28 protein-coding genes are annotated in these 26,114 nt (G+C 62.8%); 13 read left to right on the top strand and 15 right to left on the bottom strand.

What is annotated here, in order from left to right:
• Positions 1-22: 22 nt before the first annotated feature.
• Positions 23-367 (bottom strand): RidA family protein, encoded by a 345-nt coding sequence (locus tag LB535_RS12200; RefSeq protein WP_224632331.1) that lies wholly within the window; start codon positions 365-367, stop codon positions 23-25.
• A gap of 220 nt (positions 368-587) precedes the next feature.
• On the opposite strand from LB535_RS12200, the gene aztA reads away from it, so the two are divergent.
• From aztA to LB535_RS12180, 4 genes are all read left to right on the top strand, one after another.
• On the top strand, positions 588-1,415 hold the full coding sequence (gene aztA / locus LB535_RS12195) for a zinc ABC transporter ATP-binding protein AztA (RefSeq protein ID WP_224632330.1): 828 nt from the start codon (positions 588-590) through the stop codon (positions 1,413-1,415).
• Complete coding sequence (gene aztB, locus LB535_RS12190) at positions 1,415-2,290, top strand: zinc ABC transporter permease AztB (RefSeq protein WP_224632379.1); 876 nt, start codon at positions 1,415-1,417, stop codon at positions 2,288-2,290. The genes aztA and aztB overlap by 1 nt, the downstream gene beginning before the upstream one ends.
• A gap of 35 nt (positions 2,291-2,325) precedes the next feature.
• Positions 2,326-3,267 (top strand): zinc ABC transporter substrate-binding protein AztC, encoded by a 942-nt coding sequence (gene aztC, locus LB535_RS12185; RefSeq protein ID WP_224632329.1) that lies wholly within the window; start codon positions 2,326-2,328, stop codon positions 3,265-3,267.
• A gap of 197 nt (positions 3,268-3,464) precedes the next feature.
• Positions 3,465-3,803 carry a TIGR01244 family sulfur transferase gene (locus LB535_RS12180; RefSeq protein WP_224632328.1) on the top strand — a complete coding sequence of 113 codons (339 nt, stop codon included), beginning with the start codon at positions 3,465-3,467 and terminating at the stop codon, positions 3,801-3,803.
• Between the two features lie 732 nt (positions 3,804-4,535).
• Here LB535_RS12180 and LB535_RS12175 read toward each other — a convergent pair.
• Positions 4,536-5,003 carry an Lrp/AsnC family transcriptional regulator gene (locus LB535_RS12175; protein ID WP_224632327.1) on the bottom strand — a complete coding sequence of 156 codons (468 nt, stop codon included), beginning with the start codon at positions 5,001-5,003 and terminating at the stop codon, positions 4,536-4,538.
• Positions 5,004-5,141: 138 nt separating this feature from the next.
• On the opposite strand from LB535_RS12175, the gene hppD reads away from it, so the two are divergent.
• The 3 genes from hppD to LB535_RS12160 all read left to right on the top strand — a co-directional run bounded on the left by hppD (position 5,142) and on the right by LB535_RS12160 (position 6,918).
• A complete protein-coding gene (gene hppD, locus LB535_RS12170; protein ID WP_224632326.1) occupies positions 5,142-6,257 on the top strand; it encodes a 4-hydroxyphenylpyruvate dioxygenase in 1,116 nt (371 codons plus the stop codon).
• Between the two features lie 62 nt (positions 6,258-6,319).
• Complete coding sequence (locus LB535_RS12165; protein WP_095767794.1) at positions 6,320-6,547, top strand: type II toxin-antitoxin system Phd/YefM family antitoxin; 228 nt, start codon at positions 6,320-6,322, stop codon at positions 6,545-6,547.
• Complete coding sequence (locus tag LB535_RS12160; protein ID WP_095767795.1) at positions 6,544-6,918, top strand: type II toxin-antitoxin system VapC family toxin; 375 nt, start codon at positions 6,544-6,546, stop codon at positions 6,916-6,918. Before LB535_RS12165 ends, LB535_RS12160 begins: the two co-directional genes overlap by 4 nt.
• Here the strand turns inward: LB535_RS12160 and LB535_RS12155 are convergent.
• The 4 genes from LB535_RS12155 to hmgA are packed head-to-tail and all read right to left on the bottom strand — an operon-like array spanning position 6,897 to position 10,693.
• Positions 6,897-7,457: a DinB family protein gene (locus tag LB535_RS12155; RefSeq protein ID WP_224632325.1), complete on the bottom strand. Its 561-nt coding sequence runs from the start codon at positions 7,455-7,457 to the stop codon at positions 6,897-6,899. The two genes, LB535_RS12160 and LB535_RS12155, sit on opposite strands and share 22 nt — an antisense overlap.
• 16 nt (positions 7,458-7,473) lie before the next feature.
• Complete coding sequence (locus LB535_RS12150) at positions 7,474-8,487, bottom strand: fumarylacetoacetate hydrolase family protein (RefSeq protein ID WP_224632324.1); 1,014 nt, start codon at positions 8,485-8,487, stop codon at positions 7,474-7,476.
• Positions 8,484-9,383: an MBL fold metallo-hydrolase gene (locus LB535_RS12145; RefSeq protein ID WP_224632323.1), complete on the bottom strand. Its 900-nt coding sequence runs from the start codon at positions 9,381-9,383 to the stop codon at positions 8,484-8,486. Before LB535_RS12145 ends, LB535_RS12150 begins: the two co-directional genes overlap by 4 nt.
• The gene (hmgA, locus tag LB535_RS12140; protein WP_224632322.1) at positions 9,380-10,693 is read right to left on the bottom strand and encodes a homogentisate 1,2-dioxygenase; all 1,314 of its coding nucleotides are present in this window, start codon (positions 10,691-10,693) and stop codon (positions 9,380-9,382) included. The genes LB535_RS12145 and hmgA overlap by 4 nt, the downstream gene beginning before the upstream one ends.
• 129 nt (positions 10,694-10,822) lie before the next feature.
• On the opposite strand from hmgA, the gene LB535_RS12135 reads away from it, so the two are divergent.
• On the top strand, positions 10,823-11,266 hold the full coding sequence (locus LB535_RS12135) for a MarR family winged helix-turn-helix transcriptional regulator (RefSeq protein ID WP_224632378.1): 444 nt from the start codon (positions 10,823-10,825) through the stop codon (positions 11,264-11,266).
• 46 nt (positions 11,267-11,312) lie between these two features.
• Here the strand turns inward: LB535_RS12135 and tdh are convergent, their stop codons facing one another.
• The 3 genes from tdh to LB535_RS12120 are packed head-to-tail and all read right to left on the bottom strand — an operon-like array spanning position 11,313 to position 14,053.
• Positions 11,313-12,347, bottom strand: a complete 1,035-nt coding sequence (gene tdh / locus LB535_RS12130; RefSeq protein WP_095767801.1) for an L-threonine 3-dehydrogenase — start codon at positions 12,345-12,347, stop codon at positions 11,313-11,315.
• 46 nt (positions 12,348-12,393) lie between these two features.
• Positions 12,394-12,837 (bottom strand): SRPBCC family protein, encoded by a 444-nt coding sequence (locus LB535_RS12125; protein ID WP_224632321.1) that lies wholly within the window; start codon positions 12,835-12,837, stop codon positions 12,394-12,396.
• Between the two features lie 28 nt (positions 12,838-12,865).
• Positions 12,866-14,053, bottom strand: coding sequence for a glycine C-acetyltransferase (locus LB535_RS12120; RefSeq protein WP_224632320.1), 1,188 nt, complete (start codon positions 14,051-14,053; stop codon positions 12,866-12,868).
• A 287-nt stretch (positions 14,054-14,340) separates the two neighbouring features.
• Here LB535_RS12120 and LB535_RS12115 point away from each other — a divergent pair, with 287 nt between their 5' ends.
• A complete protein-coding gene (locus LB535_RS12115) occupies positions 14,341-16,410 on the top strand; it encodes a putative bifunctional diguanylate cyclase/phosphodiesterase (RefSeq protein WP_224632319.1) in 2,070 nt (689 codons plus the stop codon).
• Positions 16,411-16,579: 169 nt separating this feature from the next.
• Here the strand turns inward: LB535_RS12115 and LB535_RS12110 are convergent, their stop codons facing one another.
• Entirely contained in the window at positions 16,580-16,987 is a 408-nt protein-coding gene (locus LB535_RS12110; protein ID WP_224632318.1) for a MarR family winged helix-turn-helix transcriptional regulator, read from the bottom strand.
• Between the two features lie 168 nt (positions 16,988-17,155).
• Between LB535_RS12110 and LB535_RS12105 the strand changes: the two genes are divergently transcribed.
• Positions 17,156-17,563, top strand: a complete 408-nt coding sequence (locus LB535_RS12105; protein WP_224529102.1) for a hypothetical protein — start codon at positions 17,156-17,158, stop codon at positions 17,561-17,563.
• Between the two features lie 95 nt (positions 17,564-17,658).
• On the opposite strand, the gene LB535_RS12100 is transcribed toward LB535_RS12105, so the two are convergent.
• On the bottom strand, positions 17,659-19,704 hold the full coding sequence (locus tag LB535_RS12100) for an FAD-dependent oxidoreductase (RefSeq protein ID WP_224632317.1): 2,046 nt from the start codon (positions 19,702-19,704) through the stop codon (positions 17,659-17,661).
• Between LB535_RS12100 and LB535_RS12095 the strand changes: the two genes are divergently transcribed.
• Entirely contained in the window at positions 19,694-19,897 is a 204-nt protein-coding gene (locus LB535_RS12095) for a hypothetical protein (RefSeq protein WP_140840977.1), read from the top strand. The two genes, LB535_RS12100 and LB535_RS12095, sit on opposite strands and share 11 nt — an antisense overlap.
• A 24-nt stretch (positions 19,898-19,921) precedes the next feature.
• A complete protein-coding gene (gene queF, locus LB535_RS12090) occupies positions 19,922-20,383 on the top strand; it encodes a preQ(1) synthase (protein ID WP_140840967.1) in 462 nt (153 codons plus the stop codon).
• Positions 20,384-20,451: 68 nt separating this feature from the next.
• On the opposite strand, the gene LB535_RS12085 is transcribed toward queF, so the two are convergent.
• From LB535_RS12085 to LB535_RS12070, 4 genes are all read right to left on the bottom strand, one after another.
• Positions 20,452-21,039 carry a hypothetical protein gene (locus LB535_RS12085; protein WP_224632316.1) on the bottom strand — a complete coding sequence of 196 codons (588 nt, stop codon included), beginning with the start codon at positions 21,037-21,039 and terminating at the stop codon, positions 20,452-20,454.
• 4 nt (positions 21,040-21,043) lie between these two features.
• Positions 21,044-21,517 (bottom strand): DUF3828 domain-containing protein, encoded by a 474-nt coding sequence (locus LB535_RS12080; RefSeq protein WP_224632315.1) that lies wholly within the window; start codon positions 21,515-21,517, stop codon positions 21,044-21,046.
• Between the two features lie 92 nt (positions 21,518-21,609).
• Complete coding sequence (locus LB535_RS12075; protein ID WP_224632314.1) at positions 21,610-23,259, bottom strand: ABC transporter substrate-binding protein; 1,650 nt, start codon at positions 23,257-23,259, stop codon at positions 21,610-21,612.
• A gap of 58 nt (positions 23,260-23,317) precedes the next feature.
• Positions 23,318-24,868: a trimethylamine methyltransferase family protein gene (locus tag LB535_RS12070; protein WP_224632313.1), complete on the bottom strand. Its 1,551-nt coding sequence runs from the start codon at positions 24,866-24,868 to the stop codon at positions 23,318-23,320.
• Positions 24,869-24,957: 89 nt separating this feature from the next.
• On the opposite strand from LB535_RS12070, the gene LB535_RS12065 reads away from it, so the two are divergent.
• Positions 24,958-25,860, top strand: coding sequence for a LysR substrate-binding domain-containing protein (locus LB535_RS12065; RefSeq protein WP_095767813.1), 903 nt, complete (start codon positions 24,958-24,960; stop codon positions 25,858-25,860).
• Positions 25,861-26,114: the final 254 nt, after the last annotated feature.

Genomic DNA, 26,114 nt, shown 5'->3' with positions numbered 1-26,114 from the left:
GGGAGAAGGGAAAGTCGGCGCCTCAGACCGCCGCAGTCACAATAATCTCGACCAGATATTCCGGGGCGGCGAGCTTGGCCTCGCCGGTGGCGCGCGCCGGGGTATGGCCTTGCGGCACCCACTTGTCCCATTCCGAATTCATTTCCGCGAAGGTGCCCATGTCGGCCAGCCAGATGATCGCCTGGACGATCTTGGTCTTGTCGGTGCCGGCCTTGGCGAGCAATTCGTCGATGGTCTTCAGGATGTCGCGGGTCTGCGAGGCGACGTTGCCGCCGGGCTCGCCGACCTGGCCGGCCAGATAGACGGTGTTGCCGTGGATGACGATCTGGCTCATGCGCGGGCCGACATCGATGCGACGAATGCTCATTGGACGTTCCTTCGTTATGGGAGTCGCTGCTCTTTAGAGTCCGGGCCGGCGCGGGACAAGGCCGACGGACGCGAAACCAATTGAGCCAAGTGTCCGATCTCTGCCGCCCACCTACACGGCGAGTTGACCGGTCGTGACACAATTGCGCCAGGCTGGCGTGTTGACTAATGTAATAACATCACATATCGACAGCGCACTCGATTTCGCGGACCGCCGCCTGATGACCAATGCCTGCCTGACTTTCCGCGACCTGACGCTGGGCTACAACAGCCATCCGGCGATCCATCATCTCAACGGCATCGTCCGCAAAGGCTCGCTGACCGCCGTGGTGGGCGCCAACGGCTCGGGCAAGTCGACGCTGATGAAAGGCATCGTCGGCGTGCTGAAGCCTATGGAAGGCGCGGTGGTCCGCATGCCGGGCGTCCGCACGGCCTATCTGCCGCAGCAGTCGGAGCTCGACCGCTCCTTTCCGGCGCGCGTCGTCGACCTGGTCTCGCTCGGCCTATGGCCAAAGCGCGGCATGCTTGGCCGCTACACCAGGGAAGACCGCGATTCCATCAGCAAGGCGCTGATGGCGGTCGGGCTCGGCGGCTTCGAGAAGCGGCCGATCGACACGCTGTCCGGCGGACAGCTGCAGCGCACGCTGTTTGCCCGCGTGCTGTTGCAAGACGCCGACCTCATCCTGCTCGACGAGCCGTTCAACGCGGTCGACTCCAAGACCGTGGGCGATCTCATCCAGTTGATAAAGCGCTGGCATGGCGAGGAGCGCACGATCATGGTCGTGATTCACGACCTCGACCTGGTGCGGCAGAATTTCCCGGAGACGCTGCTGCTTGCCCGCCAGCCTGTCGCCTGGGGCGACACCAAGGAAACGCTGCGGCCGGAAAATCTGCTCAAGGCGAGGCGCTTCCACGAGGCGTGGGAAGAAAACGCGCCGTGGTGCGAGCCGAGTGAGCATGAACACAGCCATGATCGCGCGCACGATCATGATCATGGGCATGACCACCGACACGACCATCATCACGGCTCCGGACCGAGGGCGGCATGATGGATTTCCTCTACGGCCTGTTCATCGCGCCCTTCGCCGACTTCGCCTTCATGCAGCGGGCGCTGTTCGGCTCGCTGATGCTGTCGCTCGGCGCCTGCCCGGTCGGCGTCTTCCTCATGCTCAGGCGCATGAGCCTGTCGGGCGACGCGATGGCGCATGCCATCCTGCCCGGCGCTGCCGCCGGCTTCCTGCTTTATGGCCTCGAAATCCTGCCGATGACCATCGGTGGGCTGATCGCCGGCATCATCGTGGCGCTCGGCGCGGGTGCCGTCTCTCGCTTCACCATCCAGCGCGAGGACGCTTCGATGGCGGCCTTCTATCTCATCTCGCTGGCCGTCGGCGTGCTGATGGTGTCGATCCGCGGCTCCAGCGTCGACCTGATGCATGTGCTGTTCGGCACGGTGCTGGCGCTCAACGATGAGGCGCTGATCCTGATCGGCGGAATCGTGGCGGTGACGCTCGCCTGTCTCGCCATCTTCTGGCGCGCGCTTGTCGCCGAATGCCTCGATCCGCTGTTCCTGCGCTCGGTGAGCCGCATGGGCAGCCCGGTGCATTTCATTTTCTTGGGCCTTGTCGTGCTCAACCTCGTCGGCGGCTTCCAGGCGTTGGGCACGCTGCTGTCGGTCGGACTGATGATGCTGCCTGCCGCCGCGGCCCGCTTCTGGACGGCGCGCGTGGAGCCGATGTGCGCGCTCGCCGTGCTGATCGGCTTCGCCTCCAGCATCGCCGGGCTGCTCTTGTCCTATCACGCCTCGTTGCCTTCCGGTCCGGCGATCATCCTTTCGTCCGGCGTCGTCTATTTCTGCTCGATCCTGTTCGGCACGCGCGGCGTGCTGCGCGCCCGCATCGTGCATCACCGGCACCGCACCGCCTGACCCTCATTCCCACCCCTTAAAAGGAGACGTTGCCAATGCTGAAATCCTTCCGAGCCGCCCTGGCGTTGAGCGTTATAACATTAAGCGCCTTCGCAACCTCGTCAGCCTTCGCGGTGCCGCTCAAGGTCGTGGCGAGCTTCACCGTGATTGCCGACTTCGCGAAAAATGTCGGCGGTGACCGGGTTAACATCACCACCATTGTCGGGCCGGACGGCGACGCGCATGTCTATGAGCCGAGCCCGGCGGACGCGGTGGCGATGGCCAAAGCCGATGTCGTGCTGGTCAACGGCCTGCATTTCGAGGGTTTCCTGCAGCGCCTGGTCGACGCCAGCGCCACCAAGGCCGCGATCGTGACGCTGACCAAGGGCGTGACGCCGATCGACTTCAAGCCGGAATTCGCCGATGCGGACGCCGCCGAAGGTGCTGGCACCGGCGGCGGCAAGACCGTCACCGATCCGCATGCCTTCCAGTCGATCGCCAACGCCAAGATCTATGTGAAGAACATCGCCGACGCGTTCTGCACGGCCGATAGCGCAGGCTGCGACAGCTACACGGCCAATGCCGCCGCCTATATTGCCAAGCTCGATGGGCTGGAGGGCGAAGTGAAGGCGGCGATCCAGTCGATCCCGGAAGCCAAGCGCGTGGTCATCACCTCGCATGATGCCTTCGGCTATTTCGAACATGAATACGGGCTGACCTTCCTCGCGCCGGAAGGCATCTCGACCGAATCCGAGCCCTCGGCGGCCGATGTCGCCAAGCTGGTTAGCCAAGTCAAGCAGGACAAGGCGGCGGCGATCTTCGTGGAAAACATCACCAATCCGCGGCTCATCGAGCAGATCGCCGGCGAGACCGGCATCAAGGTCGGCGGCACGCTCTATTCGGACGCGCTGTCTCAGCCCGATGGTCCCGCCTCGACCTATATCGACATGATGCACAACAACATCACGCAGATCAAAGGCGCGATCCTCGGCAGCTGAGCGGCGAGGCGTCAACCGGCCCGGCATCTTGGGTTGCCGCAGCGTCCATTGCGTATCCAAGAGGTACGCGGCGCTGCGGGAGCCGGTTGGATTTTCCGGCGCACATTCTCTATTTGGCAGAGAAATGCGCTCGTACGGATTGCCGCTCATGCCCCGGGGTGGCATGACTGCGCCAAAGAGATTGCGAGGACCACATCATGGAATACCGCCAGATCAGCGACGACTATTCGGTCTCCGGCCAGATCCAGCCGCAGGATATTGCCGCCATCAAGGACGCCGGCTTCAAAAGCGTGATCTGCAACCGGCCGGACGACGAGCAGCCGGGCCAGCCTTCGGCCGATAGCGTCAAGGCAGCGGCCGAGGCGGCCGGCCTTGGCTTCCGCTATATCCCGGTCATCAGCGGCCAGATCACCATGGACAATGTCGAGGACCAGGCCGCCGCGCTCGACGAGCTCGAAGGCCCGGTCTTCGCCTATTGCCGCTCAGGCGCGCGCTGCACCAACCTTTATGGGCTGATCCAGCAGCAAAGGACCTAATCTTTTTTGCACAGATTCAGCGCCAAGTACGGTGGCAGTATTGGCACAGGCTGCCCTCCACCTTTGATCGGAAACGTGCTGGTCGTGGGACCAAGCACTGGGTAGTCATGGCCACCGGCATTAAAGCGATCCATCTGGCTCCGTGCGACTACTCCGGTAACCTCCACCTCCTGTGGCGGAAGCTCGGCTACAACTAGAGTATGCACTTCTTATCCCCCACGCTCTCCGATCGCTCGCGGAGAGAGACCTTTTCCCGCATCCGCTCCAATTATAAATCTGCCCCGCTCCCTCGGCAAAGAAACTCCACCCCGGAGGACATTGGAGCTGGTCGCCGCCCTCCGTCTTGTCAGTTGATATCGCGATGATTGATCCCGATGGTAAGCTTGGTGCACTTAGAGCAATCGAATTTACAAAATCAGGATCCTTTCGTAGGTTGGCAGCGACTATGCTACCCGTCATGTTTGAAGCTCCCTGTTTTGCAGCAGTTTCAACCACCGCGCGCCCTCCGAAGCCAAGTAGTGCGATTGCCAATGCCGTAAAGGCACCAATCATCACGCCAGCCTCCCACTTCTGCCCGGCCGAGAGTTTTTGGTTACCCTCGCTTTGCTTAGCAATGAGGCTCTGTACTTCTTCGAACTGCTCTTTAGTTAGACCAGCCATTTCACCCCCCAAGTTGACATCAACCCGCGCCATCGTCTCCGACTGACAATCTTACTTCACCAAAAGAAGAATTTACAGTGGTAGAGCAGCGGTTTCCTTCAGCGTCTCCAGCACGATCGCGGTCTTCACGTGCTGCACGGATTCGTGCGGCAGGAGCACGCCGTTGACGAATTCGGACAGTGACTTGAGATCGGGCGTCACCACCTTCAGGATGTAATCCATCTCGCCGGTCAGCGCGTGCGCCTCCTGCACTTCGGGCAGGCGGGCCACCAGCTCGCCGAAGCGGCGGGCGTTGTCGCGATTGTGGGTGGCTAACGTCACCGAGATGACGTTGACCAGCGAAAAGCCCAGACGGTCGCGGTCGAGCACGGCACGGTAGCCCTTGATATAGCCGTCTTCCTCGAGCCGCAGGCGGCGGCGCGAGCATTGCGAGGGCGACAGGTTCACGCGCTCCGCCAGATCGTTGTTGGTGAATCGCGCATCCTCCTGCAAAAGTGCCATTATCTTGCGGTCAAATTGATCAAGTCGCGCATCGTCCATGAATTTCTCCCTGTTCATGCACAAATTGCGCACATGATGGGCATTTCAAGCGGTTGAATGCAAGCACCGTGCGGACACTGCGCGCTATCATCGCGAAAATCGGCCAAGCACGGCCGCGACAGCTTTCGGAGGACTGCCATGGGCCCCTTCCCGCACGACGCCCCGCCTGCCAAGATCAACAAGCAAAACCCAGCCGGCACCGATGGTTTCGAGTTCGTCGAGTTTGCGCATTCGGAGCCCGAAAAGCTCGCCGATTTGTTCACCCGCATGGGCTATGTCGCGGTCGCAAGGCACCGCAGCAAGGACATCACCGTCTGGCGCCAGGGCGACATCAACTATGTCGTCAATGCCGAGCCCGGCTCGCATGCGATGACGTTCGTTGAAAAGCACGGGCCCTGCGCCGCCTCGATGGCGTGGCGCGTGGTCGATGCCAAACATGCCTTCGACCATGCCGTGTCGAAGGGTGCCACGCCCTATGAGGGAACCGACAAGGCGCTCGACGTTCCGGCCATCGTCGGCATTGGAGGCTCGCTGCTTTATTTCATCGAAGCCTATGGCGAGAAAGGCTCGGCTTATGACGCCGAGTTCGAGTGGTTGGGCGAGCGCGACCCGAAGCCCGAAGGCGTCGGCTTCTATTATCTCGACCACCTCACCCACAACGTCTATCGCGGCAACATGGACAAATGGTGGGATTTCTACCGCGATCTGTTCGGCTTCAAGCAGATCCATTTCTTCGACATCGACGGTAAGATCACCGGCCTTGTCAGCCGCGCCATCACCTCGCCCTGCGGCAAGATCCGCATTCCGCTGAATGAGTCCAAGGACGAGACCAGCCAGATCGCCGAGTATCTGAAGAAGTACAATGGCGAGGGCATCCAGCATATCGCGGTCGGCACCGATGCGATCTACGAGGCCACCGACAAGCTCGCCGCCAACGGGCTGAAATTCATGCCCGGCCCGCCCGACACTTATTATGAGATGTCGCATGAGCGCGTGCACGGCCACGACGAGCCGATCGAGCGCATGAAGAAGCACGGCATCCTGATCGACGGCGAAGGCGTCGTCGACGGCGGCACGACCAAGATCCTGCTGCAGATCTTTTCCAAAACCGTGATCGGCCCGATCTTCTTCGAGTTCATCCAGCGCAAGGGCGACGAAGGTTTTGGCGAAGGCAATTTCCGCGCGCTCTTCGAGTCGATCGAGCAGGACCAGATCAAGCGCGGCGTTATCAAGCTGGGCGGCAAGGCGGCGTAACGCCTGAGCTTACTTGCGGCCGGACCAATTATGACCTAAATTCTGGTCATAAGAGGTTGGCAATGAACGTTCCGATGGCAAAAGCAAAGGCCCAACTCGCCGAGTTGGTGAAGCGGGCCCAGGCCGGCGAAAAGATCAATCTGACCCGGCACGGGGAGATTGTGGCAACCTTGAGCGCCCCTGCCCGGCCTGCGGGGAGCAAGGGTCTGTTTGGAGCCCTGAAAGGCCAAATTTGGATATCGGATGATTTTGATGAACTCGGCCCCGAATGGGACGAGTACATCAAATGAGCCGCAAATATCTGGTCGATACCCATATTCTACTCTGGGTACTCAACGCGGATTCACGCCTTTCGGACCATCATCGGGACATCTTTCTTGCGAGTGAGGATGTGGTCGTCAGCGCCATCTCGGTGGCGGAGATCGCCATCAAGAAATCGCTCGGCAAAGTCACGCTCACAGGCAATATCGTGGAGATCTTGAAGTCGAACGGCATTCCGATCCTCGGCGTCAATGAATTGCACGCAGCGAGACTTGAGCATCTGCCGCTTCATCATCGTGATCCATTCGACCGTCTACTCATCGCGCAGGCTCAAATTGAAGATCTGACGATGGTCACTGCGGATCGGCACTTCGCAGCCTACGACGTTGCCTTGGTCTGATCATCCAGTCCCAACCGTTCGACCTCTTCTTTCCTCAGCTTCAGGTCGTACTCGAGCAGGAACTCGTCCAATTGCGGTGGCGGAACGGAAGTGCCGGAAAGCATGGCATGCACCTGCCCGCGGTGGTGGATGTCGTGCAGGAAGACATGCGCGAGGATGTCGCCGATCTTTTCGGGGATCATGCCATCCTCGCGCCGGTCGGTTATGACGCTGCGATCGAGATCGGTCTCTGAAAGTGCATCGCAGAAAGCAACGAGCCTGCGGTCGAAATCGGCCTGTGCCTTGGCCAGACCTACTGCATTGTTGAAGGGCACGTAGTCATCGTAGGCTGCGGCACCACGGCCTCCATCCGTCAGGAACTCGAGATAGAGAAGGTCGACCGCCAGGATGTGGTTGAGCGTCTCCCTGATCGACGGAAAGAAGCCGGTGCGCCCGGCCTCGAGCTCGCCGGGCTGAAGCGCCAGCACTGCACGATAGAGCCGGTCGTTCGACCAGAGATTGTTGCGCGCCATGCGGCGCAGGTGCTCCAGCATGGTCACCGGCTCAATGCTCCCCTCACCCCTCGTATTTCTCGACCTTCTGCTCGATGGCGCCGAAGATCGAATGGCCGGTTCTGTCCTTCATCTCGATGCGCACCGTGTCGCCGAAACGCAGGAAGGGCGTCTTCGGCTCGCCGCTCTCGATAGTCTCGATCATGCGCAGTTCCGCAACGCAGGAATAGCCGGCGCCGCCCGCCGAAACCGGCTTGCCAGGGCCGCCGTCGAGCTTGTTGGAGACGGTCCCCGAGCCGATGATACTGCCGGCGGCGAGCGGTCGGGTTTTCGCGGCATGCGCGATCAGCGTCGGGAAATCGAAGGTCATGTCGACGCCCGCATTGGCGCGGCCGAACGGCTTGCCGTTGACGTCGACCAGCAGCGAGAGATTGACCTTGCCGCCGTCCCAGGCATCGCCCAGTTCGTCGGGGGTGACGGCAACCGGAGAGAAGGCCGACGATGGTTTCGACTGGAAGAAGCCGAAGCCTTTGGCCAGTTCCGGCCCGGTGATGGCGCGCAGCGTGACGTCGTTGACCAGCATAATGAGGCGGATTGCCTCCTTCGCTTGTTCCAGACTGGCGCCCATCGGCACATCGTCGACGACGACCGCGACCTCGGCCTCCATGTCGATGCCGAAGGCCTCGTCGGCCATGCGGATCGGATCGCGCGGCGCAATGAAGGAGTCCGAGCCGCCCTGGTAGATCAGCGGGTCGGTCCAGAAGCTTGCCGGCATCTCCGCGCCGCGTGCCTTCCGCACCAGCTCGACATGGTTCACATAGGCGGAGCCGTCCGCCCATTGATAGGCGCGCGGCAGCGGCGAATGCGCGTCGTGCTCGTGGAAACGCGCCGAGGGAACTGCGTTGGTCTCAAGCGATTCGGCCATGGCCGCCAGATGCGGCGCAATGCGGCGCCAATCGTCGAGCGCAGCCTGCAGCGTCGGCACCAGGAAGGAGGCATCCGTGAACCGCGTCAGATCGCGCGAGACCACGACCAGTTTTCCGTCGCGCGTCCCGTTCTTCAATGTGGCAAGCTTCATGCGGTTTCCTCTCCTGAAGCGGCCTTCTGACCGCCTAGCCCCACAACAAGGCCGTCGCGGGCAATCGTCAAGTCGCCGGACCAAGTTTTCCTGACGGCGTCGATCCAGTCGTCATCGCCGATCGCCGGATCGTCGGCTGGAATGAGATGGTTGAGCACCAGCCGCTTCACCCCGGCATCGCTGGCGATGCGGCCTGCTTCGTCGGCAAAACTGTGGCTGGCTAGGAGATGCTCGCGCAGCCGCGCGCCGTTGCCGGTCCGGGCGACCAGTCGCTCCACGCCTTCCTCCAGCATGGCCTCATGGACGAGGATGTCGGCAGCTTTGGCAAACTCAGCCAGTGGCGGAAAGAAGGCAGTGTCGGCGGAAAACACCACGCTCTTGCCGCCCTGCTCGAAACGCAGCGCAAAACAGTCGGTGACCGGCGGATGGTCGACGCGCAACGAAGTCACCGTCAGACCTCGCTCGTCCAAAATCGAGCCTTCGCCGAACTCCTCGACCGTGATCAGGTCGCGGATGTCCGGCCTGCCTTCGTCGATGATGCGGATCTCGATGTCGAACTCCATCGCCTGGCAGAAGCATTGCCAGTAATGCCCCGTGCCGGGTGGGCCAAAAACGGTCACCGGCGTCGCCAGACCCGCCGTCCAGGCCGTGTGGATCAGCGGCCCGAGTTCCAGAACGTGGTCCGAATGAACGTGCGTGACGAAGATCAGATCGAGCGCTTTGAGGCTGACGCCGGCATCAGTCAGCGCACGCGTGACGCCAAGTCCGCAATCGACGACGATGGTGCGCCCGCCGATTTCAAGCAGCGACGAACTCGGCCAGGGTCCGCCTGGCCGGACTGCCGGGCCACCCTTGGAGCCGAGCAGGACGAGCCGGTCCACGTTTTCGGTATTCAAGACCAGTCGCCTTCCGGGGTGCCGTTGAAACGCTTCTTCAGGTCGGCCCAGCAGTCGATGTAGTTCTCCTGCAAGGTGCCGAGCTCGGCGGCGTAGCGCGTCAGCATCTGAGGAAAGCGCGTCTCGAACATGAAGGCCATGGTATTGTCGAGCTTGACCGGCTTCAGGTCGGCGCGCGTCGCCTTCTCGAAGCCGGAAGCGTCCGGGCCATGCGCCAGCATCTGGTTGTGCAGGCTGATGCCGCCGGGCACGAAACCTTCCTCCTTGGCGTCGTACTGGCCATGGATCAGGCCCATGAACTCGCTCATGATGTTGCGATGGTACCAGGGCGGCCGGAACGTATTTTCGGCCACCAGCCAGCGCGGCGGGAAGATGACAAAGTCGACGTTGGCCGTGCCCTCCTCGCCGCTCGGCGCTGTCAGCACGGTGAAGATCGATGGATCGGGGTGATCGAACAGGATGGCGCCGACGGGCGAAAACGTCGCCAGATCATATTTGTAGGGCGCGTAGTTGCCATGCCAGGCGACGACGTCGAGCGGCGAATGGCCGAGTTCGGTAACGTGGAAGGCGCCGCACCATTTGACGATCAGCCGGCAGGGCGTCTCCTTCTCCTCGAACCAGGCGCAGGGCGTTTTGAAATCGCGCGGATTGGCCAGGCAATTGGCGCCGATCGGGCCGCGGTCGGGCATGGTGAACTTGGCGCCGTAATTCTCGCAGACATAGCCGCGCGCCTCCTCGTCGGTGAGCTCGACCTTGAAGACGAGGCCGCGCGGCAGCACCGCGATCTCGCCGGGGCGAAGCTCGATCACGCCCATCTCGGTGACGAAGCGCAGCGCGCCTACCTGCGGCACGACCAGCAATTCGCCGTCGGCGTTGAAGAAATGGTCGTCCACCATCGACCGGTTGGCGACATAGACATGCGCCGCCATGCCCGACTGGCCGACCGCGTCGCCGGCCGTGGTGAAGGTCCGCATGCCGGAAATGAAGTCGGTCGGCTCGGTCGGCATCGGCGTCGGGTTCCAGCGGTATTGGCCGAGCGCGAGCTCGTGGTCGCCGATATTAGGCCCGGTCTTCCACAAGGGGTAGCTGGCGCCCTTGAATCGGCCGGTGTGCTTTACGCTCGGGCGAATTCGATAAAGCCAGGAGCGCTCGTTGGTGCCGCGCGGCGCGGTGAAGGGCGAGCCCGAAAGCTGCTCGGCATAGAGGCCGTAGGCCGGCCGCTGCGGCGAGTTGCGGCCCTGCGGCAGCGATCCGGGCAGCGTCTCGGTCTCGAAGTCATTGCCGAAACCCGGCATGTAGGAAAAGCCCATCCGATCCTCCCTGATCCGACTTGCAAGCTTCAAGAATTTGGCCTGCAGGCGATGTTGACCAAACTGGTTTCATTTGTAACCATCGAAAATGTAACTATCAACGACCACGATGCATCCCGGGAGCGCTTCATGGAACCGGATATCCTCGAGTTGGAAAGCTTCCTGCCCTACCGGCTCTACCGGCTTGCCGACACCGTCAGCCGCGAGTTCTCGCGCATCTACAAGGAGCGCCACGGCCTGACACGGCCGGAATGGCGCACGCTCTCCGGGCTGGGTGAACGCGGAACGATGACGGCGACCGAACTCGGCGAACAATCGGCCATGCACAAGACGAAGGTGTCGCGCGCGGTGGCGGAGTTGGAACGGCGACGCTGGCTGACACGCACGCCGGATGAGAGCGACCGGCGTGTCGAGCATCTGGCGCTGACCAAGGCAGGGCTCGCCGCCTATCGCGAAATGGTGCCGCTGGCGAAGGCGTTTGAAAGGGAGTTGCTGGGGAAGCTGAATGTGGAGCAGCGCGCGGCGATTGTCAGCGGGGTGGCGGCGCTGGAAGGGGCGTTATCCGCAACGTAGCGATGCTGTCCCGCCAGCGTCGCCAGGACGGTGCTTCAGCCAGGCCCTACCAGTCCATCACCACCTTGCCCGAACTGCCGCTGCGCATCGCATCGAACCCAACTTGGAAATCGTCGATCCCGATCCGATGCGTGATCAGCCCTGAGACATCCAGCGGTCCCTGCACGAGCGCAATCATCTTGTACCAGGTCTCGAACATTTCGCGGCCGTAGATGCCCTTCAGATGCAGCATCTTGAAGATGACCTTGTTCCAGTCGATCTCGAAGCCGGTCGGCGCGATGCCGAGGATGGCGATCTTGCCGCCATTGTTCATGGTGTCGATCATGTCGCGGAAGGCGGGGGCGGCGCCGGACATCTCCAACCCGACGTCGAAACCTTCGCTCATGCCGATCGACGGCATGACGTCGCGCAGCTTTTCCTTCGAGGCGTCGACGACATGCTGGACGCCGAGTTTTCGCGCCAAATCCAGTCGCACCGGGTTGATGTCGGTGATGACGACCTTTCGCGCACCGACGCATTGCGCCACGAGCGCACCCATAATGCCGATCGGGCCGGCGCCGGTGACCAGCACGTCCTCGCCGACCAGATCAAAGGACAAGGCCGTGTGCACGGCATTGCCCAGTGGATCGAAGATCGCGGCGATCTCGTCCGGCACGTCGTCGGGGATCGGCACGACATTGTGCTGCGGTATGGCCACATACTCGCCGAAGGCGCCGGGACGGTTGACGCCGACGCCGAGCGTGTTGCGGCAGAGATGCCCTCGCCCGGCGCGGCAGTTGCGGCAATGGCCGCAGACAATGTGGCCTTCGCCCGACACGCGCTGGCCGACCTTGTATTCGGTGACCGCGGAGCCGAAATCAGCGACCGTGCCGACGAATTCGTGGCCCGTCACCATCGGCACGGGCACCGTCTTCTGCGCCCACTGGTCCCAATTGTAGATATGGACGTCGGTGCCGCAGATCGCGGTCTTCTTGACCTTGATCAGCACGTCGTTGGGGCCGATCTCCGGCACCGGCACCTCTTCCATCCAGATGCCCGGCTCGGCCTTGGCCTTCACCAGCGCCTTCATCATGTTCGACATCAGACGCTCCTCAAAAATCTTGCCTGTCTTGATGGGATCGGTTTCATCAGTGCGCCGCCTCCAGAATGTTCTTCAGCCGGAGCAAGTCTCGATTGGTCGAACGCCGAACGGCCAGGGCGATAAACGGCGCCACAAGACGGGAAAAGCCTGTCGGGGTACCGCGGTTCCGGAGCGCCATATGGGTAGCGCCTTCTCGGGTATCGCGCCATGCATAACTCGTTTCCATGGGAAACGGTCCTTCGGCGGTTCGCATCCCCAGCCGCTCGCCCTGCACGAGATCTACAATTTCGTAGGTGTAAACAAGCCGCTGTCCGAGGAACTGCGCTACGAATGCAATTCTCGATCCTACCTGGACCGGTCGGGGCGTCTTCCATTCGACCGATTTGATATTGACGTACCAGCGGGGCACGTTGTCCGGATCGGCGGAAAAGGCGGCGACGACCGCGCGGGGCCTGGCGATCTCGATCCTGCTCGTGACATCGATCGTCATGGCCGACTTCTGTTTTCCTCGGCGTGGGTCAAGCGATTACACCCAGTTCTTTTCCCACGTCGCCGAAGGCCGCGACCGCACGGTCGATGTCGGCGCTGGAATGGGCGGCAGACATCTGCGTGCGGATGCGCGCCTGGCCCTTCGGCACCACCGGAAAGGAGAAACCGATGACATAGATGCCGCGCTTCAGCATGCGCTGCGCCATCTCCTGCGCCAGCGCCGCGTCGCCCAGCATCACCGGGATGATCGGATGATCGGCGCCAGCCAGCATGAAGCCCAGTTTGCCCATCCTGGAACGGAACCGGTCCGCATTGGCATATAGGCGCTCGCGCAACGCGTCGCCATGCCGGATCAGGTCGAAGACCTTGATCGAGGCGCCGGCGATCGCCGGCATCAGCGTGTTGGAGAAGAGATAGGGGCGCGAGCGCTGGCGCAGCCAGTCGACCACTTGGCTTTTGCCCGACGTGTAACCGCCCGAGGCGCCGCCCAGCGCCTTGCCGAGCGTGCCGGTAATGATGTCCACCCTGCCCTCGACGCCGCAATGCTCGGCCGAGCCACGGCCGTTCTTGCCGACGAAGCCGACCGCATGGCTGTCGTCGACCATGACCATGGCGTCGTATTTCTCGGCGAGGTCGCAGACGCCCTTGAGATTGGCGATGATGCCGTCCATCGAGAACACGCCGTCAGTGGCGATCAGCCGAAAGCGGCAGTCCTTGGCCTCCTTCAGCCGGGCCTCGAGATCGGCCATGTCGTTGTTGGCGTAGCGGAAACGTTTGGCCTTCGAGAGCCGCACGCCATCGATGATCGAGGCGTGGTTCAGCGCATCCGAGATGATGGCGTCCTCCTCGCCGAGCAGCGTTTCGAACAGGCCGCCATTGGCGTCGAAGCAGGAAGAATAGAGGATGGTATCGTCCATGCCCAGAAAGGAAGAGATGGTCGCCTCAAGCTGCTTGTGTTCCTCCTGCGTGCCGCAAATGAAGCGCACGGAGGCCATGCCGTAGCCGTAGCGGTCGAGCGCGTGCTTTGCCGCGTCGCGCAGATCCGGGCTGTCGGCGAGCCCGAGATAGTTGTTGGCGCAGAAATTCAGCACCTTTTCGCCGCCGACCTCGATCTCGGCGGACTGCATCGAGGAGATCACCCGCTCGGACTTGTAGAGTCCGGCCGATTTCAGCCCTTGAAGCTCGCTGTCGATATGGGAAAGGAATGCTTTGCTCATGGTCGGCCCTGTTCGGTTCGAGGCCGGACTGTCGCGCTACGGGCACGAAAAATCCATCGCAAAAGCGACCGCTTCGGTGGCGCTGCGAAAGCCCGGTCGCAATCCCTGCGATGGCGTGGCGGCAATAGGATCAAAAAAGAGATGTGCAAGAAAGGACGTGATAACCATCTTGCGAGCTTTTCCGCGCTGCCGCGATCACCTTGCCGACCCGTTAACCCTTTCAAGTTAATCGTTTTCCCGCCACGAATCCTTGGCAGGTATCCGTCGACCGGAGGGGTCACCCAGTTATGTCGCAGCAGCCAGTGCAGAGCGTTTCACGCACGCTGATCCTGCTCATCAAGACCGGCTACTGGCTGGCGCTGACGATCATCGCCGCCATGGTGGTGGCGTCGTTCATTCTTCTGCAGCAGTTGATGGCGCAGCAGCAGCATAATGACGCACTGCTCGACATCGTCTCGACGCAGAAGGCGCTGTCGCAGCGCATCGTCTTCCTAGCCAGCGCCACGGGTGCCGCCTCGCGCGACAAGCAGCCGGCGCTGGTGACCGCGCTCAAACAGGCGACCGGCGAGTTCGAGACCAACTACGACCGGCTGCTCACCGAGACCGGCGCCGATCCGCTGTCGCCGGCGCGCAACGATCCCAAGTCGATCGAATACGTGCTGTTCAGCAAGCCGTTCCATCTCGACTATTTCTCCGTCGGCCTGGTGGCCAACGGAGAGCGACTGGCCTCGTCCTTCGGATCCCAACTCGGCATGCAAAGCGACGGCTACAAGGGCGGCACCGAGCGCGCCGGCCTCGACGCCTCCGTCGCCAATGCGACCTTGTCCGGCTATGCCGCGCTCGGCCAGCGCATCAGCGCTTTTGCCGACGAACGCTCCGGTCAATTGCTCAACCTGCACCGTACGCTGTTCTTCGCCACCCTCGGCGTCATCGTGCTGGTCGCGCTGTTCATCTTCCGGCCGATGTCCAACGCCATCCTGCGCAAGACGCGCGAGCTGGTCGACGCGCGCAACTCGATGGCCTTCATCGCCGTGCATGACGGCCTGACCGGGCTGCACAACCGCACCTTCCTCACCGATCATTTCGAAACGCTGATCAAGGGCGCGCACCGCCGCCGCGAGCGCCTGGCGGTGATCCAGCTCGATCTCGACCGCTTCAAGCAGATCAACGACACGCTTGGCCATGCCGCCGGCGACTACGTGCTGGTGGTCACCGCGCAGCGCATGCGCGATTCCTGCCGCGCGTCGGATCTGTGCGCGCGGCTCGGCGGCGACGAGTTCGTCATGATCCTCAACGGCGCTGGCAGCACCGAGGACATTCACGCGCTGGCCAAGCGCATTCTCGACGAGATCAACGAGCCGATCACCTTCCAGGGCACGACCATCATGCCCGGCGCCAGCGCCGGCATCGCCGTCTATCCGGTCGACGCCGACAACGCGCAGGACCTGCTCGTCCATGCCGATCTCGCGCTTTATTCCGCCAAGAAGCTCGGCGGCGGCAACTTCTCCTTCTTCTCCGAGGAACTGCGCCGCGAGCTCGACTACCGCAAGCAGCTCGAACAGGACATCCGCAACGCGATCGCCAACAAGAGTTTTGAGGTCTATTTCCAGCCGCAGGTATCGCTGACCAGCGGCAAGATCAGCGGCATCGAGGCGCTGGTGCGTTGGAAGCACGCGACGCGCGGTATGATCTCGCCCGGCGAATTCATTCCCGTCGCCGAAAAATGCGGCTTCATGCCGGATGTCGGCCGCATCGTCATCGCCAAAGCGATCGAGGAAGCTGCCGAATGGAACCGCGCCGGCATCGATTTCGGGCGCCTCGCCGTCAATGTCTCGGGCACGGAGCTGCGCGAGCCCGATTTCGACGCCTTCTTGTTCGGCACGCTGGAGCGGGCCGGGCTGCCCCCACAGAAGCTGGCGCTGGAGATCGTGGAATCCGTCATCCTCGATGACGAGAAGACCGGAATCGCCGCGAAGCTGCGCCACATCCGCGCCGCCGGCGTGCATCTCGAGCTTGACGACTTCGGCACAGGCTATGCCTCGCTCAGCCACGTCAACCCCAACGAGATCGACCGGCTCAAGATCGACCGCCGCTTCGTCCAGAACATCAACGAGAACGGCGACAACTCCAAGATCGTGCGCGCCATCACCGAGCTTGCCCGCGGGCTGGGCATCTCGATCGTCGCCGAGGGCGCCGAAACCGAGGCCGAGCTCGACTCGCTGATGGCGATCGGCTGCGACCAGGTGCAGGGCTATTCCATCGCCTTCCCGATGCCGCAGGACAAGGCGCGCGAATGGCTTTTGGCACGCAGCCCGAAGAAGGCGAAGTTGAAGGTGCTGCACGGCAGCTTGGCTTGAGATGCGCCGATATTCAGGTGAGGCCGGCCTGCAAATGCCGGCTTCTCGCGCTTCCGGTGCTCACGTACGTTAAGTACGCTCCGCTCCGGCCTTCGCCGGCCGAAGCCCTCATAGGTATCTCCGCCCTATGAAGGCTACGGCGAGGCTACACCTTCGGCGCGATATCGGACTACGAGTGAGGCGGCTCAGCGTTCCGCCTTAGCATCGCAAGCACCTGCGTGAATTCGGCGAGCTTGTCATCGGGGATACCAGCCCGCAGACGCTTGTCGAAGGCTACCGCCGCGAGGCGCAACTTTTCGAACAGCGCTTCGCCGGCTTCCGTCAACGCCACCTGATGGACCCTGCGGTTTTCCGGATCGCGGCGGCGTGTCAGCAATCCTTGCGCCTCCATGCCGTTGAGATGATGGGTAAGCGTCGCACCCTGGATGCCGATCATCCCGGCAAGCTCGCGCTGGTTCGCCAGTTCCTTCGACTTGACCGACAGCAAAGTCACCCAGACCGGCAGCGTGCCGCCGGCCTCGACCATCGCGGCATCGAAAGCCTGCGCCACCACTTTCGAGGTACGAGCGAGAGTCATGCCGACGGGCGGACGGTCAAACGGTGTCATGACCTGACAGTAGAGCAAAGCGATTGGAACATGAAACCTGGCTTCATGATTGACATCTAACCGTTAGATATCTAACTTTGTCTTATTGATGGCGTCGGCATGCTGCGACGCGCGGCGGCGGCAGAGAGGAATGCGGTCATGCAATATGTCTATATCGTCACCATCGGTCTGCACGTCATGGCCGGCGTGTTCTGGGCCGGCACAACCATTGCGGTTGCCCGCGATCCGGAGATCAAGGCGGAGCGCTTCATCCGGCCGCAGCTCGGCGCCTCCGGCCTGGCGTTCCTGACTGGCATACTGCTCTGGTATTTCTTCCACGAAGGGGCTTTCGGCTCGATGGAGAAGGTGCTGGCGCTGGGCATTTTGACGGCGCTGGTCGCCGCCGGCGTGCAGGGTGCGCTTGTCGCCTCCGCCAGCAGACAGCTGGCCGGCGCAGATCAAGCGAGGCAAACCCAGCTGCGGGCGAAAATGACCAGAGGCGAACGCATTGCCGGCGGGCTGCTGGTTATCACCGTGTTTTGCATGGCGTCTGCCAAGCTGTTTTGAAATCGCACGGCCGGCAAAACCGACCGGGCGCGGCGCGCAACGGACCAAAGCGGCAGTTGGCTCTCCTTGCAAAGGTCCGTTGCGCGTCACAACCCTCAGATCCTGATCCCAAACCGGATCCCGTCATAGATGGCGGCGTGGATGTTGCGCGAGGCGACAGCGTCGCCGATGCGAAACATCACGAAGCCGCCTTCGGCATTGCGAGCGGGGAAGATGTCGCCGCCGCTCACCAGCCGCTCATAATCGACCGCGCCGCCGTTCTTCGACAGAGGTTTGAGCGACAGATAAAGATCGTCGAGCGGCGCGGTGCCGTGCTCGACCACCACCTGGTCGATGCGCCGCTCGCCGCGCCAGCCGTCGGCGAAGTCCGACGCCAGCTCGGCGACGAGCTGGTTGCCCTCGCGGCGAACCGAACGCAGGCGGGTGTTGATGGTGACGGTGACGCCTTTCTCATGGAAGGCGCGCATATAGGGCACGTGGTTCAGGCCGCCCATTTCCGGCGCGAAGAAGCGCTCGGGCGAAACCAATTCCAGCTTCGAGCCGCTGTTGGCGATCAGCTCGGCGGCGCCCATGCCCTGATGGCCGCCATTGTCGTCGTAAAGCAGCACGTTCTCGGCCGGCTTGACGCTCCCGGCCATGATGTCCCAGCTCGAGGTGACAAGATTGTCGCCGGCCGTCAGCGGCGGGTTCTGCGGCATGCCGCCGGTCGCCACGATCACCACATCCGGCGCCAACGCCAGCACGTCATCCTTCTCGGCCCAGGTGTCGTAGCGGATCTCGACGCCGAGACGGTCGAGCTCGGCCAATCGCCAGTCGATGATGCCGATCAGTTCCTTGCGGCGCGGGTTCTGGGTTGCGAGCCTCACCTGGCCGCCTGCCTGGCTGGAGGCTTCGAGCACAGTCACCTGATGACCGCGTTCGGCGGCGACGCGGGCGGCCTCCAGACCGCCGGCGCCAGCGCCCACCACCACGACTTTCTTCTTCGGTCCCTCGCTCTTGGCGATGACGTGCGGAATGGTCGCCTCGCGGCCGGTCGCGGCGTTGTGGACGCACAGCGCCTCGCCGCCCTCATAGATGCGGTCGAGACAATAGGTGGCGCCGACGCAGGGGCGGATCTCGTGCTCGCGGCCTTCCATCACTTTGCGGACGATATGCGGATCGGCGATATGCGCGCGGGTCATGCCGACCATGTCGAGCTTGCCGGTGGCGATGGCGTGGCGGGCCGTTGCGACATCGGAAATGCGCGCCGCATGGAAGGTCGGGAATTTCGTCGCCGCCCTCACCTCACCGGCGAAATCGAGATGCGGCGAGGACCGCATGCCGGCCACCGGGATGACCTTGGTCAGCGACGCATCGGTCTCGATCGTGCCGCGGATGATGTTGAGAAAATCGACCTTGCCGGATGAGGCCAAGCGCCTGGCGATCTCGACGCCAACTTCCTTCGAGATGCCCTTTTCGACATCCTCGTCGGCGACCATGCGAATGCCGACGATGAATTCTTTACCGACCGCGGCGCGCACGGCGTCGAGCACCATGTCGGTGAAGCGCAGCCGGTTGTCGAGCGAGCCGCCGAACTCGTCGTCGCGATGGTTGGTCAAAGGCGACCAGAAGCCGTCCATCAGATGGCCATAGGATTCGAACTCGATGCCGTCGAGCCCGGCTGCCTGGCAGCGCTGCGCGGCGGAAGCATAGTCGGCGACGATGCGCTCGATATCCCACTCCTCGATGGTCTTCGGGAACGCGCGGTGCGCCGGCTCGCGCACCGGCGAGGCCGACAGCACCGGCAGCCAGTCGGCCTTGTTCCAGCCGGTGCGGCGGCCGAGATGAGTGATCTGGATCATCACCTTGCAGTCATGCTCATGGCAAGCATCGGCGAGTTCGGCCAACCACGGCACGATCCTGTCGTCATAGACATGCAGATTGCCGAAGGCAGCCGGACTGTCGCGCGAGACGATCGCCGAGCCCGCCGTCATGGTCAGCGCCATGCCGCCCTTGGCTTTCTCGGCATGGTAGAGCCGGTAGCGCTCCTTCGGCATGCCGTCCTCGGAATAGGCCGGCTCATGGCTCGTCGACATCACCCGGTTCTTCAGCGTCAGGTGCTTGAGCTGATAGGGTTGGAGAAGCGGGTCGTTGCTGGTCATTGTCTTCCTGCCGTTTCAAATTGTGCGGGAGCGGAGCGCTCCCGCTTCCATTTCACGCATCGGATTCATCCGAAAACCGCTGCGCACTTTTCGGTCCGATGCTAATGAGCGGTCAAACGCGCTGCGCCCGAGAGGACTGCAACGCTTCTTTCAACCTTCGTTTCGCGCCCGCCGCATTGAACTGCGCTTCTAACGGCCGGGAGCAAGGAGCCCGCCCATGACCGACGCCAAAAACCTCACCCAGCTCGGCAAGCACGTCGAGACGCCACAGAGCCCCGAACAGGCGGTCCTGGAGACCGTGCCGTTCCAGCGCGGCGACGGCCCGCCGGCGATCGTGCGCTTCACCTGCCCCGAATTCACCTCGCTGTGCCCGGTCACCGGCCAGCCGGATTTCGCGCAAATCGTCATCGACTACGCGCCTGACCGGACCCTGGTGGAATCGAAATCGCTGAAATTGTTCATGACCTCGTTCCGCAACCACGGCGCCTTCCACGAGGAGTGCACCGTGATGATCGGCCGCCGCATCGTGGAGGCCACGAAACCGCTCTGGCTGCGCGTCGGCGGCTACTGGTTCCCGCGCGGCGGCATTCCGATCGACGTCTTCTGGCAGACCGGCGCGCCGCCCAAGGACGCCTGGCTGCCGGATACTGGCGTTGCGCCCTATCGCGGAAGGGGTTGAGATTTGTTGCGAAAGGCTGGCGGGACAGCGCGCGAAGGAACGCCAGCCCTGATCTTCAATCACCATTATCATTCGCACTGATACTGGCTGAGCGCCCACTCGCCGGTGACTGACAGAAGGTCGGAGACCTTCCAGGCGCCGCCGACCTTCTTCAGCTTCCATTCCAGCCGGTGCTGGTGGCCTTCGACGACGAAGGCGACGACCACCTTGGCCTCGTCGCCATTGACGGCTTCGATGGTGCGCAGGCTCCGGTCGATGGCGAGCTTGTCATAATCTACATTGTCGAGCGCCATGTTGGGGTCGAGGCACTCGCCCTGCCCCGAGACGCGTAGCGCATCGCTCTTGTCGAGCACGGTTTTCGCCGGATCGATGAAGTTCTTGCGCTGAGAAGGGTCGAGTTCCAACCCGACATGTTCGTAGAACGGCTTCACCACCGCGGTCGGCGATCCGGGCAGGACAGGTGCGACGGGCGCCGGTTCGGTCGGCTTGATTTCCGGCGCCGCGGCAGGCGGCGACTTGTCGGTCTCGGGCGCTTTGTCGCCTGAAGACGCGTTCGGGGGCGGCGAGCCGAAGAGCGCCTGCGCCAAGGCTCCGCCGCTCAGCCCCGCGGCCAGCATCGACAAGCTCGACAGCACGAGGACGGACCAGCGAAGCACGGCGTCACTCCGTCGAGGCGCCGCATTCCAGCGCGCTGAGCTTCCAGTCGCTGGTCTTGGAGGTGATATCGGCGATCTTCCACTTGCCGTCCACTTTCTTCAGCGACCACACCATTTCGCGTTTGGAGTCATCGCCTTCCGGGAAAAGATTGAAGCTTGCCGTCACCTCGGCGGTGTCGCCGTTGACGGCTTCGGTGAGCTTCAGCGTCTTCGACAGGGTCTTCTGATCGAAGTCCTGGGCGTCGAGGCCGGGGGCGAAGTCGATGCAGGACACCTCGTCGGGCTTCTCCTTCTGCGCCCTGTCGTTGGCTTCGAACAGCCTGGTGACCGGCTCGGTGAAGCGGTCGCGGTATTTGGCGTCCGCCTCGAACTTCACCTCCGGCACGTAGAAGAACTTCACGGTGTTGGAAGCCGGCCCGGCAAGCGCGGCGCCGGGCAAGGCTATCGACATGGCAGCGGCAAGCACTATCGGCTTCATGCAGGATCTCCGAGGTTCGGTGCGTGGCGGCAAGCTCGCTGCCACGCATCCTGCATACCGGCTTTTTTGCGGCTCATGAAGTCCAGTCGCGCTCAGGCATCCAGCCAGACGTTCTGGAAGTCCATTTCGTAGGTCTGGTGCATCGAATAGTTCTTCACCTTCTTGTTCATGTGGCAGTAGAGCTTCTGCCAGAAGGGCTGGATGATGACGCCGGAATCCTGCAGGATCGCCTCGACATCCTTCATCACCTCCTTGCGCTTGGCGACGTCGATCTGCGACAGCGCATCCTTGAGCTTGGCGTCGAACTCCGGGTTGGAATAGGCCGTCTCGTTCCAGGCCTCGCCGGTGCGGTAGCCGAGCGCCAGCACCTGCACGCCGAGCGGGCGCATGTACCAGATGGTCATCGAATAAGGATATTTCGTCCAGTCGTTCCAGAAGGTCGAGCCGGGCAGCACCGTGCGCTTCACCTTGATGCCGGCGTCGCGCAGCTGGCCGGCAATCGCATCGCCGGTGTTCTTCTGCCATTCGTCCTCGACCGTGATCAGCTCATGCTCGAAATCGGCCTGACCTGCCTCCGCCATCAGCTTCTTGGCGCCGGCGGCGTCGCGCTCCTTCTTGGGCAGCGGGTAGTATTCAGGATGGATCGGGCTGACATGGTGGTTCTCGCCGACCGTGCCGCGGCCATTGTAGCCGAGCTGCATCACCTGGTTGTTGTCGACCGCCATCTGCAGCGCGTTGCGCACCCGCTTGTCGTCATAGGGCTTATGCGTGATGTTGGTGCGGGCAACGAGCGTGGTCGCCGTCGCGACCTCCGACTTCACCAGATCCATCTTGTCTAGCGGGTCGATGTAGTCGGCCGGCGTTTCGAAGTCGAGGTCGATCTCGCCGGAATCGAAGGCATTCAGCGTAGCGTTGAAGTCGGTGCCGTAGTCGATGAACTCGACCCCGTCGAGCGGCGCTTCGCCGCCCCACCACTTGCCGTTCTCGCGGCGCTTGACGACCGCCTTCTGACCAACCGAATAGGACACCAGCTCGAAAGCTCCGGTGCCGATCGGCTTCTTGATCGGGTCGGCGCCGTCCTTGTCGAAGTCGCGGTGCACGACCAGGGCCGGATAGTCGGTGAGGCCGGGGATGATGGCGATGTCGGCTTCGTTGAGCTTCAGCTTGACCGTGTGGTCATCGACCTTGGTGATCGCGCCGTCCTTGGCCTTGCCAGTCTTGGCATCGATCAGCGCGCCGACACGAGCCGCCATGGAATTGCCGGACGCCCCCTTTTCGCACCAGCGGTTCAGATTGAAAACCACATCATCGGCGTTGAAGGCATCGCCATTGTTCCAGGTCACGCCCTTGCGCAGATGCAGCGTGTATTCGGTGGCGTCCTCATTGACGTCCCAGCTTTCGAGCAGCACCGGCTCGAAAGTGAACTGGTGCGTGTAGCGCACCAGCGGTTCCAGCCACGTGCGGGTGACGTTTGCCATCTCCGTCCAGTCATAGGTGCGCGGATCCTTCTGCGCCTTGACCGACATCGCGACATGCAGCGTACCGCCCTTCTTGGGCTCATCGGCAAGGGCCTTGGTCGGCGCGGCAAGGCCGAGCATGCCATAGGCGAAAGCCGTCGATGCACCGAAAGCGCTTGCCAGAGCCAGGAATTCGCGCCGGTCGACACGCCCTGCCCGCGCCTCCTCGGCCATCGCTTCGATAGCGGCCGGAACCCGGTCGCCATTGCTTCTGAACAGTGTCATTCTCTTTCTCCCATTGGTTTGAGCGGGTCTTTTGCCCTTTTGCTTGAACTTTCGTCTATTAACTAACGCTGTCCGGCAGCTTTTCCTCACGCCGGGCGATCAAATCCCTGAGACCTTCGGCGACGCCTTCGTCGAGCTTCGGCTCCTGGTAGTCGGCGAGCATGGCGCGCGCCTTTTCTCGGCCGCGCGTGTCATGATCCTTGGCGCCTTCGGCGCTCCACTGCTCGAAGGAATTGAAGTCCATGATGTTGGGCATGAAGAAGGCGCTCTCGAAATGCTCGAGCGTGTGCTGGGTGCCGAGGAAATGCCCTTGCGGACCGACCTCGCGGATTGCCGCCATCGCTTCCTTGAAATCGTCGAAGGGAACGCCGCCGGCATATTTATACCAGCCGACGAGTTGCTCGCAGTCGGTGGCGAATTTCGAATAGCCGCAGGTGAGGCCCGCCTCCAGCCAACCGGCGGAATGCCAGATGTAATTGGCGCCGGAAAGGATCGCGGCATGCATCAGCATGTTGGCCTCATAGCCGGCCTGGGCGTCATTGAGCTTGGAGCCGACATGGAAGCCGGAGGTGCGCCAGGGCAGCTTGTATTTCCTGGCCAAGGCGCCCATCAGATACATCATCTGCGCCGCTTCCGGCGTGCCGCCCATCGGCGCGCCGGTCTTCATGTCGACAGTAACCATGAACTGGCCGTAGAGCTGCGGCGAGCCGGGCCGGATGAGCTGGGTCAAAGCCACGCCGGCGAGCGCCTCGGCATTGACCTGCGCCACCGCGCCAACGGCGGAGGCCGAGGTCGAGGCGCCGCATAGCGCGAAAGGCGCCAGGATCAGCGGCTGGTTATGGCTCGCATAGACCCGCATGGCGTCGATCATGGTGGCGTCCCAGACCAGCGGCGAATTGCAGTTGGTGATCGCCACCAGCACCGGGTTGTCGCGCACGAAGTCCTCGCCGAAGACGATGCCAGCCATCGCCATCGTGTCCTCGGCGCGCTCCTTGGACGTGACGATGCCCATGAATGGCTTGTCGGAATGTTTCAGCGCCGAATGGATGATGTGGAGATGCCGCTTCGGCACGGCGATTTCCATCGGCTCGCAGATGACCGAGCTCGACGAATGCAGCGCCGGCGCCATATAGGCCATCTTGTGGAAATTGTTGAGGTCGGCGAGCGTGCCGTAACGGCGCTTGTTGTCGAGGTCGCGGATATAGGGAGCGCCATACATCGGCACGAAGATCGAGTTCTTGCCGCCGACGCGCACCGTGCGCTCCGGATTGCGCGCGTTGAGCGTGAACTCAGGCGGAACTTTCGAGACGAGTTCCATCAGGAGCGCGCGGTCGATGCGGACGCGCGTTTGCCTGACATCGGCGCCGGCCGCTTTCCAGAGCTCTATCGCCCCGTCGTCGCGGAATTCGCAGCCCACCTCCTCGAGGATCTTGAGCGATTCCTCGTGGATCAGCTCCACCCCCTCGTCGGGCACGATCTCATAGGCTGGGATCTTGCGCACAAGGGTCGGGAAGGACGCGATCGGCGCGCTTCTCAGCGCCTTGCGGCCAAGACGGCCACCGCCGCGGCGGTGGGTCTGTTCGGTCAATTCAACGGCCGGTGCGTTCATGGAGGCTCCTTCTTCCCGCCACTCACGTTAGCGAGGCAAAATATGGCTGTGACGCTGGAAAATCCTGATCTTCTGTATAAGTTCACCTTATGCGAAGCCTGCGCCACCTCCTGCCCTCGGCCGGCAGCCTCATCGTCTTCGAAGCCGCCGGCCGGCTGTCGAGCTTCACCGCCGCCGGGCGCGAGCTCGGCATGACGCAGGCCGCCGTTTCCTATGCCGTGCGCGGGCTGGAGGAGCAGCTCGGCGCCAAGCTCTTCCAGCGGCGACATCGCCAGGTGCTTCTGACGGAAGCCGGCGAGCGCTTCCATGCCGACGTCTCGCTCGGCCTGTCGCATATCCGCAAGTCGGCGGAGGACCTGCGCCTGCAGGCAACCGGCGGGCACGTGACTTTGGCCGCCTCGACGGCCTTCGGCTCGTTCTGGATGATGCCGCGCCTGCAGCAGTTCCGCGACGAGCTGCCGGGCATCGACCTGCGCATCCAGACCGCCGATCGCGACCTCGACATCATCGCCGAGGGGATTCCGCTCGGCGTGCGCGGCGGCGTGCCGCGCGACTGGCCGGACTATCACTCGCTGTCGCTCTCCGACGAGGAGATCTTCCCGGTCGCCGGCCCGAACTACCTCGCCAAATTCGGCAAGCCGAAGACGGTCGAGGAACTGGCAACGCACCGGCTGATCCATCTCGAGGAACCCTATCGCGAGGCGCCGAACTGGGACGAATGGTTCGCGTCGGCCGGAACCAGCCTGCGCAATGCGGAGCGCGGGTTGCGCATCAACGATTATGCGCTGGTGATCCAGGCGGTGATGGAGGGACAAGGCATCTCGCTTGGATGGCGGCATCTGGTCGAGCGGCTGGTGGCATCAGGGCTGCTGGTGCCGGTGACCGATCATGTGATGCGGACCGGAATCGGCTTCCACGTCATCTGGCCGAAGAACCGCGACCTCAGCGAGAATGCGCGCAGGGTCAGGGACTGGCTGGTGGCGCAGGCTTAGATTTGCATCATCGTCGGGCAATCGCCGTCGTAGCGATCCTTCACACCCCTCTCTGTCCTGCCGGACATCTCCCCCGCAAGGGGGGAGATCAGACTTGACGCAGGCCCTCGCCAATCTCGTACGTTGCAGAAGAGCGAGGCGATGACACAGCCAATCTCTCCCCTTGCGGGGGAGATGGCCGGCAGGCCAGAGGGGGGTGCTGTCCCGCTAGCCTCTCCATAATACGCGCAGCTTTTGCCCACGCCGTCCGAATC

This window comes from Mesorhizobium sp. CA10 (assembly GCF_020165285.1).
Taxonomy (GTDB): Bacteria; Pseudomonadota; Alphaproteobacteria; order Rhizobiales; family Rhizobiaceae; genus Mesorhizobium.
This window is presented reverse-complemented; position numbering and strand designations above follow the sequence as displayed.